The organism is Pseudomonas sp. FG43, assembly GCF_057809175.1.
Genome location: NZ_JBMDJL010000008.1, coordinates 216,837 through 230,479 on the forward strand (window position 1 = coordinate 216,837; position 13,643 = coordinate 230,479).

A 13,643-nucleotide genomic window follows, 5' to 3' on the forward strand; every position below is an offset into this window, starting at 1 on the left:
TGAAAATCATTGTCTTGCTGTGGATGTGGTTCGCTATCGGTTTATACCTTTGATCTGGTCATACCAGTTGGAGTGAGGATGGACGGCTCTGCAAAGCAGCGGGTTCCGCAAGTGGCGGATGTGGTCTGTGAGCGTATCGAGCGGCTGATCGTCGATGGCGTCCTGAAGGTGGGGCAACTCTTGCCCTCCGAGCGTCGCCTGACCGAAAAGCTTGGCGTTTCCCGCACCGCCCTGCGTGAAGGGCTGAAGTTGCTGCGGGCTCGGGGGATTATCGAGACCGAGCAGGGCAAGGGCTCGTTTGTCGCGCAAATGAACAGCCAGCAGCAAGTCTCACCGCTGATGCACCTGTTCGGCTCGCAACCGCGCACCCTGTATGACCTGTTCGAAGTGCGCAGCCTGCTGGAAGGCGAATCGGCGCGGCTTGCGGCCTTGCGCGGCACCGATGCGGATTTTGTTCTGATCACACGAAGCTATGACGCCCTGGTTGCGGCCCAGAGCCGGGAGCTTGAAGCCAGTGAACACGCTCGCCTGGACCACGCCTTCCATCTGGCGATCTGTGAGGCTTCGCATAATCCGGTGTTGGTGCAGACCTTGCGCTCGCTCACCGACCTGCTGCTCAACACGGTCTATGCCTCGGTCAACAATCTCTATCATCGTGAGCCGCAAAAGCGTCAGATCGACCGCCAGCATGCTCGCCTGTACAACGCCGTGACCGGCCGTCTCCCGGAACAGGCCCGCAAGGCCGCGCTCGCACACATTCAGAGCATCTGCGAAAACCTGCGGGAAATCGAAAACGAGGAGCAGCGACTGGTGCGCTCGACCTTGCGTCTGCAGGGGTGGGTTTGAGGGGTGGCTTGACAGGCGGCGGGTGATACCGCAAGTTACGCATAACGTAATGTATTTACGAAAATAATAACGAGCTTTCGCGAATGAATTCGCTCCCACGAGATATGGCTTGCCCTGGCCTGTTTACCTACTACCGCTCGACGGCCAGTTATCGCGTGCGCATCGCTCTTGCTCTCAAGGGGCTGGATTACACTGCGATTGCGGTCAATCTGGCCGGTGATGGCGGTGAACACCTCAAGCCGCAATACAAGGCCATCAATCCACAGTGTCGCGTACCAGCCTTGCAGCTTGAGAGCGGTGAGGTCATCACCCAGTCGCCTGCCATTATCGAATACCTCGAAGAGCGTTACCCGCAGCCACCTCTGCTTGCATCGGACCTGCTGCTACGTGCCCGGCAGCGGGCGGTGGCCGCCGTGATCGGGTGTGATATTCACCCGCTGCACAATGTCTCTGTGCTCAACCGTTTGCGTGGCATGGGGCATGACGAGGCAGAGGTCACAGGCTGGATTGGCCATTGGATAGGCGAAGGTCTGAATGCCGTCGAGCAGTTGATTGACGATGCGGCGTTCTGTTTTGGAGATGTGCCCAGCGTGGCAGATGTGTATCTTTTACCGCAGGTCTATGCGGCGCGGCGCTTCAAGGTCGACCTGGGCGCTTATCCGCGTATCGTCCAGGTCGAACGACAGGCGCTGCAATCTCCCGCCTTCCTGAAGGCGCACCCGGATGCACAACCGGACAAGCCGGACTAGGCTGAAACTTATGAAAACATTGGGTTTGCAACTGATTTTTGGTGATTTCCTTGCCCGCAGTGTTCGGGGTGTTCCCTGTGCGCCGCCCGCAGAAAAGTGATTTGGGCTGTCCCGCATTCTCACTTTTCCTGCAAGGAGCCAGACCATGGCTGATCTATACGAAAACCCGATGGGCCTGATGGGCTTTGAATTCATCGAATTCGCCTCGCCGACCCCCAATGTCCTTGAGCCTGTCTTCGAGATGATGGGCTTTACCAAGGTCGCGACCCATCGCTCCAAGGATGTGGTGCTGTATCGCCAGGGCGCGATCAACCTGATTCTCAATAACGAACCTCATAGCCTGGCCTCCTATTTCGCGGCCGAGCACGGGCCGTCGGTGTGTGGCATGGCGTTTCGGGTCAAGGATGCACAAAAGGCCTATAGCCGAGCCCTTGAGCTGGGGGCGCAACCCGTTGAAATCGCCACCGGGCCTATGGAATTGCGCTTGCCGGCGATCAAGGGGATCGGCGGCGCGCCGCTGTACCTGATCGACCGTTTTGGCGAAGGCACCTCGATCTATGACATCGACTTCAACTTCATCGAAGGAGTGGACCGGCATCCCGAGGGCGCAGGCCTGAAGTTCATCGATCACCTGACCCACAACGTCTATCGCGGACGCATGGCGTATTGGGCGAATTTCTATGAAAAGCTGTTCAACTTCCGTGAGATTCGCTACTTCGACATCAAGGGTGAATACACCGGCCTGACGTCAAAGGCCATGACCGCACCCGATGGCATGATCCGTATTCCCTTGAACGAAGAGTCCTCCAAAGGCGCAGGCCAGATTGAAGAGTTCCTGATGCAGTTCAATGGCGAAGGCATCCAGCATGTGGCGTTCTTCACCGATGACCTGATCAAGACCTGGGATGCCCTGAAAGCCATCGGCATGCGCTTCATGACCGCGCCGCCGGAGACCTACTACGAAATGCTCGAAGGCCGCCTGCCTGACCATGGTGAGCCGGAAGCCGAATTGAAATCCCGAGGCATCCTTTTAGATGGCTCGTCCGACGGTGGTCAGCGTCGTCTGCTGCTGCAGATATTCTCCGAAACCCTGATGGGGCCGGTGTTCTTCGAGTTCATCCAGCGCAAGGGCGATGACGGGTTTGGCGAAGGCAATTTCAAGGCGCTGTTCGAGTCGATCGAACGGGATCAGATCCGGCGTGGAGTGTTGATGGCGGAGGAGTAGGAGGGGGGAGGGCTGTAAGCTGCAAGCTGCAAGCTATAAGCTGCAAGAAAGAGCAGATGGGCTTCTAATCTTGCAGCTTGCAGCTTGCAGCTTGCAGCTTGCAGCTTGCAGCTTATGGCTTGCAACTTATGACTTTCATCTTTCAGCCCCCATCCGCTCACTGATCGTCTGTGCCACTTCGAGCAGTCGCTCGGCCGCAAGATCTTGTGCCTTGCCGGTCAGGAGCGCGCCGGATCCCACCACTGTCACCACGCCCGCCAGTTTGTTGCCCATGGCAAAGACCGGAGAAGACACCGCGTTGACGCCGGGCATCAGCAACCCCTGGATCTGATGCACGCCGTTGGCGCGAATCTGTTCGACATGCTGCTCGACGTCCTTGAGTTGCGCTGCGTTCAGGTGAGGGATTTCCTGTTCCCGTAGGGCGGCTGTTTCCCTGTCCGCCAGAAAGCTGGCGAAGACCAGGCCGGTAGAAGAACTCAGCAGTGGCAATACCGAACCGATCTGCGTCACCAGCGTGACCGCGCCTGTGGATTGCTCGACATAGACCACGGTTGGCCCTTTGTTGCCCCAGACTGCCAGGAAGCAGGTTTGATTCAGTTCGTCGCGCAAGGTCGCCAGATGAGGTGCGGCGACTTTCAGCACATCCAGCTTGCCCAGCGAGGCCAGGCCGACTTGTAGCGCTTCGCGACCCAGCCCGTAGTGGTTGGTGGCCCCGTCCTGTTCGGCAAAACCACTGGCAATAAGTGCCTGTAGATATCGATGAACCTTGCTGGCCGGCATGCCCAGATGCTCGGCCAGTTTCGACAACGACGTCGAAGGCGTCAGTTCGGCCAGAGCCTTGAGCACTCCCAGGCCGACTTCGGCCGCCTGAACCTTTTGCTGGCGTCCGTTTGCAGGGCTTTCAATTTCATCGGTCATGGGTGGGGCGCCAATCTGGAAAGGCAGCTTTTATAGCTTGACCACACCTCAAACTCAAATTACGTTATTCGTAATCGATTTACGATTTTTGATTCGCCGCTATGCGACCCAATAAAAACAAGAGGTCCAGATGCCTGTTCATCCCGATCACGAACCACTGGTGTATCAATCCGGCTTCGGCAATCACTTCAGCAGTGAAGCGCTGCCCGGTGCGTTGCCGGTCGGTCAGAACTCTCCGCAGAAACATACATTGGGGCTTTATGCCGAACTGCTGTCCGGCACGGCTTTCACGGTCCCGCGCGCCGAGGCCCGGCGTACCTGGCTATACAGAATCAAACCCTCGGCTGCCCATCCTCGATATGAGCGTTTGCTCCGGCAGATCACGGGGCTTGAACAAGGCCCGATCACACCCAATCGCCTGCGCTGGAATGCCTTCGATATTCCGGCTGAGCCCACGGACTTCATCGATGGCCTGATAGCGCTGGCCAGCACCAGTGCGGCCGATCAGGCAGAGGGCGTGAGCATTTACGTGTACCGCGCCAATGCCTCGATGCAGCGAGCGTTCTTCAATGCCGATGGCGAGTGGCTGGTGGTGCCGCAGCAGGGAAGGTTGCGCATCGTCACTGAGCTGGGGCTGCTGGATATCGAGCCGCAGGAAATCGCAGTGCTGCCTCGCGGCATGAAATTCACAGTGCAACTGCTGGATGCCACTGCCCGTGGCTATATCTGCGAGAACCACGGCAGTGCATTGCGTCTGCCGGACCTGGGGCCTATCGGCAGCAACGGGCTGGCCAACCCGCGAGATTTTCTGGCGCCCACTGCCCGTTTCGAGAGCAGCGACGCACCGGTTGAACTGGTGCAGAAGTTTCTCGGCGAGCTGTGGTCCACGCAACTGGATCATTCACCCTTCGACGTGGTGGGCTGGCATGGCAACAACGTGCCGTACAAATATGACCTGCGTCGTTTCAATACCATCGGCACGGTCAGTTTCGATCATCCAGACCCTTCGATCTTCACGGTGCTCACGGCTCCGGGCGCGGTTCACGGGCAGGCCAATATCGACTTCGTGATCTTCCCGCCGCGCTGGATGGTGGCGGAAAACACGTTCCGGCCTCCGTGGTTCCACCGCAACCTGATGAACGAATTCATGGGCCTGATCGAGGGTGTCTACGATGCCAAGGCCGAAGGTTTCATGCCGGGCGGGGCATCGCTGCACAACTGCATGAGCGCCCACGGCCCTGACAATGCCACCGCAGAAAAAGCCATTGCCGCCGAACTCAAACCCCACAAGATCGATAACACCCTGGCCTTCATGTTCGAGACTGGCAAGGTCCTGCGCCCAAGCCGTCATGCGTTGGACTGTGAGCAACTGCAACGCGATTACGACGCTTGCTGGAGTGACATGGCCAGGATTTTCAATAAGGAATTGCCTTGATGAATGTTTCTTCAACCCGCCATAGCTGGATTGCCTCGGCCAATGGTCATCCCGATTTCCCCTTGCAAAACCTGCCGTTGGGCGTGTTCAGCAATGGCGATACAGGCCCGCGTGGCGGTGTGGCCATCGGCGATCTGGTGTTCGATCTGCAAGCGGCAGTGCAGGCCGGTTTTTTCGAGGGAGAAGCGCAAAAGGTTGCAGACGTCGCCAGCCGCGATCAGTTGAATGATTTCTTCGCATTGGGTGCTCCGGCGCGACGCACCTTGCGCGCTGCCTTGCTGCAACTGTTCGCAGAGGACAGCCCGCAACGCGCCAGCCTGCAGGCCGCCAATCTGCTGCATCCCATCGCTGAATGCCGCCTGCATGTGCCTGCGCGGGTAGGGGATTACACCGACTTTTATGTGGGCATTCATCACGCGATGAACGTCGGCAAGTTGTTCCGCCCGGACAACCCCTTGCTGCCCAACTACAAGTACGTGCCCATCGCCTATCACGGTCGGGCCTCAACGCTGTGCATTTCCGATACACCGATCCAGCGCCCCAACGGCCAGACATTGGCGCCGGGCCAGGAAGTACCGGCATTCGGCCCCTGCAAACGGCTGGATTACGAGCTGGAAATGGGCGTGTGGATCGGGCCGGGCAATGAGCAGGGCACGCCGATTGCGATTGATCGGGCGAGCGAGCATATCGCCGGTTTCTGCCTGCTCAACGACTGGTCGGCGCGGGATATCCAGGCCTGGGAATATCAGCCGCTGGGCCCGTTCCTGTCCAAGAGTTTTGCCACGACGATTTCTGCCTGGGTAGTGACCGCCGAAGCCCTGGCTCCGTTTCGCAGCCCTCAACCGCCACGTCCCGAAGGCGACCCGCAGCCGTTGCCGTACCTGTTCGATCCGACGGATCAGGAAAACGGTGCGCTGGATATCGAACTGGAGGTCCTGCTGCTGACCGAGCAGATGAAGGCTCAGGGTCTGGAGCCCTGTCGTCTGGCCTTGAGCAACAGCCTGAACATGTACTGGACCGTGGCGCAGATGATCACGCACCACAGCGTCAACGGCTGCAAGTTGCAACCGGGGGATCTGTTCGGTACAGGAACGCTTTCCGGTCCGCAGGCCGGGCAGTTCGGCAGCCTGCTGGAGATGACCGAAGGCGGCAAGCAGGTCGTCAAACTGCCCAATGGCGAAGAGCGGCGCTTTCTGGAGCCGGGCGACGAAGTGATCCTGCGCGCCCGCTGCCATCGCGAAGGGCAGGTGTCTATCGGGTTCGGGGAGTGTCGGGGTGTGGTGCTGGGCTAAGCCTGGTGCCTGAACCGTTCCCGATAAGCCAGCGGCGTGACCGACATTGCCCTCAGGAAACTGCGGCGCAGTGTTTCTTCACTGCCAAAGCCGCATTGTGAGGCGATGCGTTTGATTGCCAGAGTGCTTTCACTCAACAGCCGACGCGCAGCTTCCACGCGAAGCTGCTCGACAGCCTTGGCCGGTGTAGTGCCGGTCTGGGCGCTGTAGTGGCGCACGAAACTGCGTTCGCTCATGCCCACACGAGCGGCGAGGCTGGCGACCGACAAGTCTGCATCCAGATTCTCCATCAGCCAGCCATGCAGCTCGGCGAAGCGGTTTTCTGTGGGATGACTGGCTTGCTGCATCGACAGCGCGTTGCTGAACTGCGCCTGCCCGCCGGGGCGCTTGAGAAACACTACCAGATCACGGGCTACCGCCAGCGCCATGGCATGCCCGAGGTCCTGTTCTATCAGGGCCAATGCCAGATCTATGCCCGCCGTGACCCCCGCCGAAGTCCAGAAGCGTCCGTCATTGATGAAAATCGGGTCGGGATCGACTTGCAAGCTCGGGAAGCGTTTGGCCAGTCTCTCGCAACTGTCCCAATGGGTCACTACGCGCCGATTATCCAGCAGCCCGGTCTGCGCCAGGATAAACGCACCAGAGCAGACGGAGGTCACACGCCGTGCTGTCATGGCCTGCTGCTGTATCCAGTTCACCAGTTCTGCATTTTCCATGGCAGCGCCAATGCCTCGACCACCGGCGATGATCAAGGTGTCGCAAGGTTCGGCGGCAGGCAGTGGCCATGTCTGCAAGCCCAGCCCAGCTGACGACATGACACTGCCCGGTTCTGCCGCCACGACCTTCATGGCGTAAGGCAGCGGTTTGCCCAGACCTTCCAGGCGTCGATTGGCCGAGGCAAACACCTGCAAAGGGCCGCAGACATCCAGGACCTGAACATCGGCGAAGGCAACGATATGGACGATTTTCGAGATGTCAGCCATGTAGAAGCCTTCATTTGATGTGGTTGGCGTAATTGGTGGGTTTTGTGGCGTATCTGCCAAAGGCTATCCAGATACAGTTCATGCGTCCACCCACTTTCTGCATGGAGTTACCGAGATGACGTTGCATATCGGCCTGCTGGTGTTTCCCGATGTTCAGCAACTGGACCTGACCGGGCCTTACGAAGTCTTTGCTTCTTTGCCGGGGGTCAAGGTGCATATGGTCTGGAAGAGCCTGGAGCCGCTCACCTCCAGTACCGGACTGGCGCTGTTGCCGACGGTGGATTTCAATGACTGCCCGCCGCTGGACGTCATTTGCATTCCCGGTGGTCTTGGCATCAACGCCTTGCTGGAGGACGAACAGACTCTGGAATTTATCCGGCACCAGGCTCGCACGACACGTTATGTCACCTCCGTGTGTACTGGCGCATTGGTGTTGGGGGCCGCGGGGCTTTTACAAGGACGACGGGCAACCACCCATTGGGCCTCGCATCCTTTGTTGGCGGCCTTTGGGGCCATTGCCACTCAGGGGCGTGTGGTACGCGATGGCAATCTGGTGACCGGTGGCGGGGTGACGGCAGGGATCGATTTTGCCCTGACGCTGGTGGCTGAACTCTTCGATGAAGAACAGGCCCAGGCGATTCAGTTGCAGCTGGAATACGCCCCGGCACCGCCTTTCAATGCGGGTAATCCAACGACTGCGCCCGCCAGGATTCTGGCCATGACTCATCAGCGTCTGGCCGCATCCCTTGAGCAGCGGCACGAAATCGTCGGGCGCATCACTGACCGGGCTTGATCTCGTACCAGCCCAGAAACATGTCCAGTGCCGATTCGATCACTTCATCCTGTTTTTCGGGGGTGAGAATGTCGGCATTGAGGGTCAATTGCGGCCAGAAGGCGAAGGACTTGAGCAGGGCATGCATCTGGGAGGCGGCGAAGCCGGGGTCGGTGGGTTTGAGGCGACCATCATTCTGGGCGGCGCGAATCCATGTGGTGAACGTCTCTTCACGCTCGTTGATACGTGTCATCCATGCTTGAGCACGATCGGGAGAGTGAATGGTGGCGCCGATGACCACCCGTGCCAGGTCCAGGAAGTTACTGTCCGTCAGGGAGTCCATCTTGTGTCGCAACAAGTCGCGCAACTGTTCGCGCAGGCTGGTATCGCGTCGATAAGGCGCATCGGGCGATGGGGCCGCGCACGTCCACAGGCGCTGGATGATTTCCGCAAAAAGCTCTTCCTTGCTGGGGAAGTGGTTATAGACCGTACGTTTTGAAACTTCGGCCCGCGCAGCGATGCGATCCATACTGGTGACTTCAAAACCACGATCACGAAATTCGGCAATGGCTGCCATGACAATGGATTCGCGTTTCTGGTCGGTAAGTCGCATGGGTGCTGTCATAAGTTCGCTTCAAACGTGCGTTTAGAGAAAAGTACACTCGGCAGTTTACTTGTCGTGGTGAATGATGCAAGCTTAAAACTACACCGTGTAGTGTAAAACACTGTTACACATTTTTCATGCTACGCCCCGTAAGGTGCGTATAGCTTGAAGCCGCATGTCAGGAATCTCGACCTGTTCTCAGGAGTCTGCAAATCATGGCCATGACAACCCCTAAAACCGATGCTTCTTCATTGCCTGTCTTGTCTCGTCACGAGGGGCGCTACCGTAACCACGCGCCAGTCAAGTCGCTGGGGTTTGTCCGCACGCTCGGGGTGTTCTGGAATGCCATGTTCAATAAGCCCAGAGAAACCCGGCCTGCCGGCGAGATTCCTGTTCAACCCCTGTCGCGCCAGCAACTGCTGGCGGCACCGGACAAGACGGTGTTCCGTCTTGGGCACTCCACAGTGCTGCTCAAATTGCACAATGAGTTCTGGCTGACCGATCCGGTCTTTGCCGAGCGCGCTTCGCCGGTGCAGTGGGCTGGCCCGAAACGTTTTCATCAGCCGCCGATCAGCCTTGAAGAACTGCCGCCACTCAAGGCGGTGATTCTGTCGCATAACCACTACGATCATCTTGATCACATGGCCATCAAGGCACTGATGGACAAGACCGAGCATTTCCTGACGCCTCTGGGCGTGGGCGATACCTTGATCGAATGGGGTGTGCCTGCGCACAAGGTCCGGCAACTGGATTGGTGGCAGTCCACCGAAGTGTCGGGCATCCGTTTCGTCGCTACGCCATCGCAGCACTTTTCCGGACGGACCCTGCTCGACAGCAATAAAACCCTCTGGGCGTCCTGGGTGATCCTCACGGATGAGCAGCGGATCTTCTTCAGTGGCGACACCGGCTACTTCGATGGCTTCAAGACCATCGGCGAGCAATACGGACCTTTCGACCTGACGCTGATGGAAACCGGTGCCTACAACGTCCAGTGGCCGGATGTGCATATGCAGCCAGAGCAGACGCTGCAAGCGCATATCGACCTGGGTGGCCGCTGGCTGTTGCCGATTCATAACGGCACGTTCGATCTGGCGATGCATGCCTGGCACGAACCGTTCGACCGCATTCTGACACTGGCGTGGGAGCAGAATGTTTCCATTACCACGCCGCGAATGGGGCAGCCGTTCTACATTCAGTATCCTTGCCGTGGCGAAACCTGGTGGCTGGAAGTGGATGAAATCGACGAGCCGGCAGAGACCGTCAAGGCTGCCGTTACCAGGCGCGAATCTCAAGGTTGCGGCAACTGCCGTCGGCAGAATGCCTGATGTTTCGAGGCCTGTTACACCGTGTAACGAGGTTGGCCCCGAAGAGAGCGAAGCTTATGGAAGGGGAGGCGGCGTGATCGTATTTTGATGTTATCTTTCTTGCGCTGACCCGATCCGCCGTCAGTGCCATGAGATGACTCGATGCTCAACAGTAATGCTCTCAGAAAGCTCGACATGCAGGACCTGATGGTCTTCGCCTCGGTCTACGAGCTGCGCAATCTGACGCTGGTGTCGGAAGCACTGCATGTCAGCCAGTCGACGGTCAGTTACTGTTTGAAGAAGTTGCGCGCCAACTTCGAGGACGATCTGTTCATCAGCACCCGTAACGGGATGCGTCCGACTCGCAAGGCCATTGCCATGCAAAGTCATGTGCAGCAGATCCTGCAAAAGATCAATCTGTGCCATGACGGGCTGCAATTGTTCAACCCCACCAGCCGGCAGACAACCTTCACGGTCTGCGCGCCAGAGTATTTCGAGTTGCTGGTCTTGCCGCACCTGATGCGCGGGTTCATCGCTGCCGGATATACCGTCACTGTCAATGTCCAGAAGCTCAACAAGGAATTGCCTGCCCAGTCCTTGAGCGAAGGCCAGTTCGATCTGGCCCTGTGTTTTGGGCCAGGCTTTCATCGCGTACCCGAGAGCCTGACGACCCAGATCTTGCTCGAAGACGATCTGGTCTGCGTGATGGACGCGCAATCCGCGCCGCTGTGTGCCAGCATCGATATCGAAACCTTCACTCAGCGTCATCATGTGTACCCGACCCCCTGGACGTCCGACACCAACATGGTGGATGGCTGGTTACATCGCCAGGGCCGCGAACGCCATATCATCACCCGCGCCACCAGCTACCGCGCCGCCCTGCAAATGCTTGAAGGGACCGATTTCATACTGGTCCTGCCGCGCCGTATCCAGACCTTGCTGGCCACCGAACCCTGGGTTGCCGTATTTGAACTGCCCCCTGACTTGCCAGGCTTCACCCTGGACATGGCCTGGAGCAGGGAAGTCGAGGAAGACGAAGCCAATGGCTGGTTTCGCGAGCAGGTGGTGAAGGTTTGTGCGGAGCAGGGGTTGCTGTAAATAGATGAATGCATGGACTCTGCCGTTCCGGCATGCCGCTGCAAAAGCTCGGGTTGTGTCTCAATGGGAGTCTGAGGATAGAAACTTCAGTCCTACGATTCCAGCCAGGATGAACAGAAAGCACAAGATGCGAAGCAGGCTGCGATCTTCACCCAAGAAGGCCATCCCGTAGATTGCCGTGCCCAGTGCCCCGATTCCAACCCATACGGCGTACGCGGTGCCTACTGGAATGGTGCGGGTTGCCAGAGAGAGCAAATACATGCTCAGACAGATGAATACGCCACAAAACAGGCTAGGCAGCAGCTTTGTGAACCCGTCGGTGCGAGGCATGACAGCGGCGTAGAAAATCTCGCATGCACCCGCAAGCAACAAAAAAATCCATCCCAATTCCAGGTTCCTTTTTCTCGTCTATTCAAGTCGTAGAGGCCGACATGTTGATTCTGGCCTTGCAGTCATCTTGTGCACCCTGAGGGGGCCATGTGTGGGCTGTCTGCCGGGAGGATAAAGCCTGATCACCCGCCTGAATCACCTGCCAAAAAAAGGAAATGCAGGAAAAAAGCAAAATCTTATGCAAGAGCGGCGAATTTATGGCGTCACAATGATGTCACAATGCCGCTTCCTAAAAAATCTTTCATCAGGTTCCCTCTCCTTCCTTGTGAGTTCGCAACATGAATATTCTGAGTCAGTCCAAATTCTCGACCAAGCTGCTGGCAGCCTTCATCGTTTGTGCCCTGATTACCTTGGCTGTGGGTGGCTTGGGTATGGTTGGAGTCAGCAGGCTGTCCGATGCGTTGGCGTTGACCTTTTCCAACAATCTGGTCTCGGTGGGCAATACCAATGAAACCCTGACCAGCCTGACAGCCCATAACCGTGGGCTCTACAGATTGCTCGATGCCCAGGATGGCGGTGTCCCGGAGGCGGACAAGGAGCGGGTTCGCCAGGCGCTGGCGTCGGATCTGGAGCGTATGCAGAAGGTTTTTGCAACCTACCGCGCCACGCCTCTGGAAGACGATGAGCGTGCTGCCGGTGATGAGTTCGAGAAGCTCATGCCTGCTTATATCTCGGGTGCCAGGAAGGTGTCTGAACTCATGACGGCGGGTAATCTGACCGAAGCACGCAGTCGTCTGAATACCTTGTCTGGCGAGGATTTTGTAAAAGCTCGTAGCCTGTTGCGGGTCATGATCGATTCCAATAATCGTCAGATCAAGGAAGGTGCCGTTGCTGCCGCCGAACTCAAGTCCAGCTCTACGCTGCTGCTGTTGGCGGGGATTGCGATTGCCTTTGTGGTCGCAATCATTCTGGGCATTCTGATCACGCGCATGATCACCGGTCCGCTGGCCGTTGCGGTCGCCAGTGCCCAGCGTATTGCCAAGGGTGACCTGACACTATCGATCGCTTCCGACCGTGGCGACGAAGCCGGGCAGTTGCTCAATGCCTTGTCCGACATGCAGCGCGGCTTGAAACATACCATCCAGGAGATTGCCAGCGCGTCTGGACAACTGGCTTCAGCAGCCGAAGAGTTGAGTGCTGTTACAGACGAAAGCACTCGTGGGCTGACCCGTCAGAATGACGAGATCCAGCAGGCGGCCACTGCCGTCAACCAGATGACCGCAGCCGTCGAAGAAGTTGCCCGCAACGCCGTCTCGACGTCCGAAGCCTCGAAAACCGCTACTGAAGATGCTGTGCAAGGCCGTGGTCAGGTGGATCAGACCGTCAAGGGCATCACCACCATGGTCAGTGAGATTACCCAGTCGACCGAAGCGGTCGCGCAACTGGCGGGTAATGTCCGTGATATCAGCAAGGTGCTGGAAGTGATTCGCAGCATCGCCGAACAGACCAACCTGCTGGCGTTGAACGCTGCCATTGAAGCGGCCCGTGCCGGCGAGCAGGGACGCGGTTTTGCCGTGGTGGCCGATGAGGTGCGTGCTCTTGCTCATCGCACACAAGCCTCGACCGTGGAAATCGAAGGCATGATCGGTACTGTCCAGGCGGGTGCCGATGGTGCGGTCGCGGCCATGGGCAAGAGCCTGTCGCTGGCCACCAATACTCAGGAGCTGGCAGAGCGTGCGGGTTCGGCGCTGGTCAAGATTACTGACGGTGTCGCGACCATCAACGAACGCAATCTGGTGATTGCTTCGGCTTCCGAAGAGCAGGCCCAGGTGGCTCGTGAAGTGGACCGCAATCTGCTGAACATCCAGGACCTGTCGACCCAGAGCGCGGCGGGTGCCAACCAGACCAGTGCTTCGAGTCAGGAGCTTTCGCGTCTGGCCACGTCTTTTAACGTGTTGGTGGCGAAGTTCCAGCTTTGAGGTTTTAGCGCTTTTCAGGGTTAGAGGAGGGTAATGCCGATCAGTTAAGGTCGTAAATCACTTTGTGGGAGGCAGCTTGCTGGCGACTTCACGTACAGACGCAGAATA

Annotated in this window: 12 protein-coding genes and 2 pseudogenes; 10 read left to right on the forward strand and 4 right to left on the reverse strand. The window is 58.1% G+C overall.

Going from position 1 to position 13,643, the window contains the following annotated elements; all coding sequences use genetic code 11:
- Positions 1 to 78 precede the first annotated feature (78 nt).
- The 3 genes from glcC (at position 79) to hppD (ending at position 2,820) form a co-directional block, all read left to right on the forward strand.
- The gene (glcC, locus tag ACODS3_RS12400) at positions 79 to 846 is read left to right on the forward strand and encodes a transcriptional regulator GlcC (RefSeq protein ID WP_489034493.1); all 768 of its coding nucleotides are present in this window, start codon (positions 79 to 81) and stop codon (positions 844 to 846) included.
- Between the two features lie 83 nt (positions 847 to 929).
- Positions 930 to 1,595, forward strand: coding sequence for a maleylacetoacetate isomerase (gene maiA, locus ACODS3_RS12405; protein WP_489034495.1), 666 nt, complete (start codon positions 930 to 932; stop codon positions 1,593 to 1,595).
- A 145-nt stretch (positions 1,596 to 1,740) separates the two neighbouring features.
- Positions 1,741 to 2,820 carry a 4-hydroxyphenylpyruvate dioxygenase gene (gene hppD, locus ACODS3_RS12410; protein WP_201018528.1) on the forward strand — a complete coding sequence of 360 codons (1,080 nt, stop codon included), beginning with the start codon at positions 1,741 to 1,743 and terminating at the stop codon, positions 2,818 to 2,820.
- Between the two features lie 135 nt (positions 2,821 to 2,955).
- Here hppD and ACODS3_RS12415 read toward each other — a convergent pair whose 3' ends face one another.
- On the reverse strand, positions 2,956 to 3,738 hold the full coding sequence (locus tag ACODS3_RS12415; protein WP_489034497.1) for an IclR family transcriptional regulator: 783 nt from the start codon (positions 3,736 to 3,738) through the stop codon (positions 2,956 to 2,958).
- 130 nt (positions 3,739 to 3,868) lie between these two features.
- Between ACODS3_RS12415 and hmgA the strand changes: the two genes are divergently transcribed.
- Together hmgA and fahA are read left to right on the forward strand one after the other, a co-directional pair.
- Positions 3,869 to 5,173: a homogentisate 1,2-dioxygenase gene (gene hmgA, locus ACODS3_RS12420; RefSeq protein ID WP_200986058.1), complete on the forward strand. Its 1,305-nt coding sequence runs from the start codon at positions 3,869 to 3,871 to the stop codon at positions 5,171 to 5,173.
- Positions 5,173 to 6,465 carry a fumarylacetoacetase gene (fahA, locus tag ACODS3_RS12425; RefSeq protein ID WP_201018530.1) on the forward strand — a complete coding sequence of 431 codons (1,293 nt, stop codon included), beginning with the start codon at positions 5,173 to 5,175 and terminating at the stop codon, positions 6,463 to 6,465. Before hmgA ends, fahA begins: the two co-directional genes overlap by 1 nt.
- On the opposite strand, the gene ACODS3_RS12430 is transcribed toward fahA, so the two are convergent.
- A complete protein-coding gene (locus ACODS3_RS12430; protein WP_201018531.1) occupies positions 6,462 to 7,448 on the reverse strand; it encodes a GlxA family transcriptional regulator in 987 nt (328 codons plus the stop codon). The two genes, fahA and ACODS3_RS12430, sit on opposite strands and share 4 nt — an antisense overlap.
- Before the next feature lie 115 nt (positions 7,449 to 7,563).
- Between ACODS3_RS12430 and ACODS3_RS12435 the strand changes: the two genes are divergently transcribed.
- The gene (locus tag ACODS3_RS12435) at positions 7,564 to 8,241 is read left to right on the forward strand and encodes a DJ-1/PfpI family protein (protein WP_489034500.1); all 678 of its coding nucleotides are present in this window, start codon (positions 7,564 to 7,566) and stop codon (positions 8,239 to 8,241) included.
- On the opposite strand, the gene ACODS3_RS12440 is transcribed toward ACODS3_RS12435, so the two are convergent.
- Positions 8,225 to 8,845, reverse strand: coding sequence for a TetR/AcrR family transcriptional regulator (locus ACODS3_RS12440; protein WP_201018533.1), 621 nt, complete (start codon positions 8,843 to 8,845; stop codon positions 8,225 to 8,227). The two genes, ACODS3_RS12435 and ACODS3_RS12440, sit on opposite strands and share 17 nt — an antisense overlap.
- 194 nt (positions 8,846 to 9,039) lie before the next feature.
- Here ACODS3_RS12440 and ACODS3_RS12445 point away from each other — a divergent pair, with 194 nt between their 5' ends.
- Both ACODS3_RS12445 and ACODS3_RS12450 read left to right on the forward strand, forming a co-directional pair.
- Positions 9,040 to 10,149 (forward strand): MBL fold metallo-hydrolase, encoded by a 1,110-nt coding sequence (locus ACODS3_RS12445; protein ID WP_201018534.1) that lies wholly within the window; start codon positions 9,040 to 9,042, stop codon positions 10,147 to 10,149.
- Positions 10,150 to 10,290: 141 nt separating this feature from the next.
- Complete coding sequence (locus ACODS3_RS12450; protein ID WP_201018535.1) at positions 10,291 to 11,226, forward strand: LysR family transcriptional regulator; 936 nt, start codon at positions 10,291 to 10,293, stop codon at positions 11,224 to 11,226.
- Positions 11,227 to 11,286: 60 nt separating this feature from the next.
- On the opposite strand, the gene ACODS3_RS12455 is transcribed toward ACODS3_RS12450, so the two are convergent.
- A complete protein-coding gene (locus tag ACODS3_RS12455; protein WP_201002799.1) occupies positions 11,287 to 11,613 on the reverse strand; it encodes a DMT family transporter in 327 nt (108 codons plus the stop codon).
- Positions 11,614 to 11,894: 281 nt separating this feature from the next.
- On the opposite strand from ACODS3_RS12455, the pseudogene ACODS3_RS12460 reads away from it, so the two are divergent.
- Both ACODS3_RS12460 and ACODS3_RS12465 read left to right on the forward strand, forming a co-directional pair.
- Positions 11,895 to 12,677 (forward strand): annotated as a pseudogene (locus ACODS3_RS12460) (MCP four helix bundle domain-containing protein); the annotation flags it as partial.
- A gap of 258 nt (positions 12,678 to 12,935) precedes the next feature.
- A pseudogene (locus tag ACODS3_RS12465) lies at positions 12,936 to 13,535 on the forward strand (methyl-accepting chemotaxis protein); the annotation flags it as partial.
- Between the last annotated feature and the right edge of the window lie 108 nt (positions 13,536 to 13,643).

Coding starts and splice junctions, on each gene's coding strand:
- fahA (WP_201018530.1), top strand. CDS start 5,173: ATGAATGTTTCTTCAACCCGCCATAGCTGGATTGCCTCGGCCAATGGT.
- ACODS3_RS12440 (WP_201018533.1), bottom strand. CDS start 8,845: ATGACAGCACCCATGCGACTTACCGACCAGAAACGCGAATCCATTGTC.
- ACODS3_RS12445 (WP_201018534.1), top strand. CDS start 9,040: ATGGCCATGACAACCCCTAAAACCGATGCTTCTTCATTGCCTGTCTTG.
- glcC (WP_489034493.1), top strand. CDS start 79: ATGGACGGCTCTGCAAAGCAGCGGGTTCCGCAAGTGGCGGATGTGGTC.
- maiA (WP_489034495.1), top strand. CDS start 930: ATGAATTCGCTCCCACGAGATATGGCTTGCCCTGGCCTGTTTACCTAC.
- ACODS3_RS12450 (WP_201018535.1), top strand. CDS start 10,291: ATGCTCAACAGTAATGCTCTCAGAAAGCTCGACATGCAGGACCTGATG.
- ACODS3_RS12435 (WP_489034500.1), top strand. CDS start 7,564: ATGACGTTGCATATCGGCCTGCTGGTGTTTCCCGATGTTCAGCAACTG.
- hmgA (WP_200986058.1), top strand. CDS start 3,869: ATGCCTGTTCATCCCGATCACGAACCACTGGTGTATCAATCCGGCTTC.
- ACODS3_RS12415 (WP_489034497.1), bottom strand. CDS start 3,738: ATGACCGATGAAATTGAAAGCCCTGCAAACGGACGCCAGCAAAAGGTT.
- hppD (WP_201018528.1), top strand. CDS start 1,741: ATGGCTGATCTATACGAAAACCCGATGGGCCTGATGGGCTTTGAATTC.
- ACODS3_RS12430 (WP_201018531.1), bottom strand. CDS start 7,448: ATGGCTGACATCTCGAAAATCGTCCATATCGTTGCCTTCGCCGATGTT.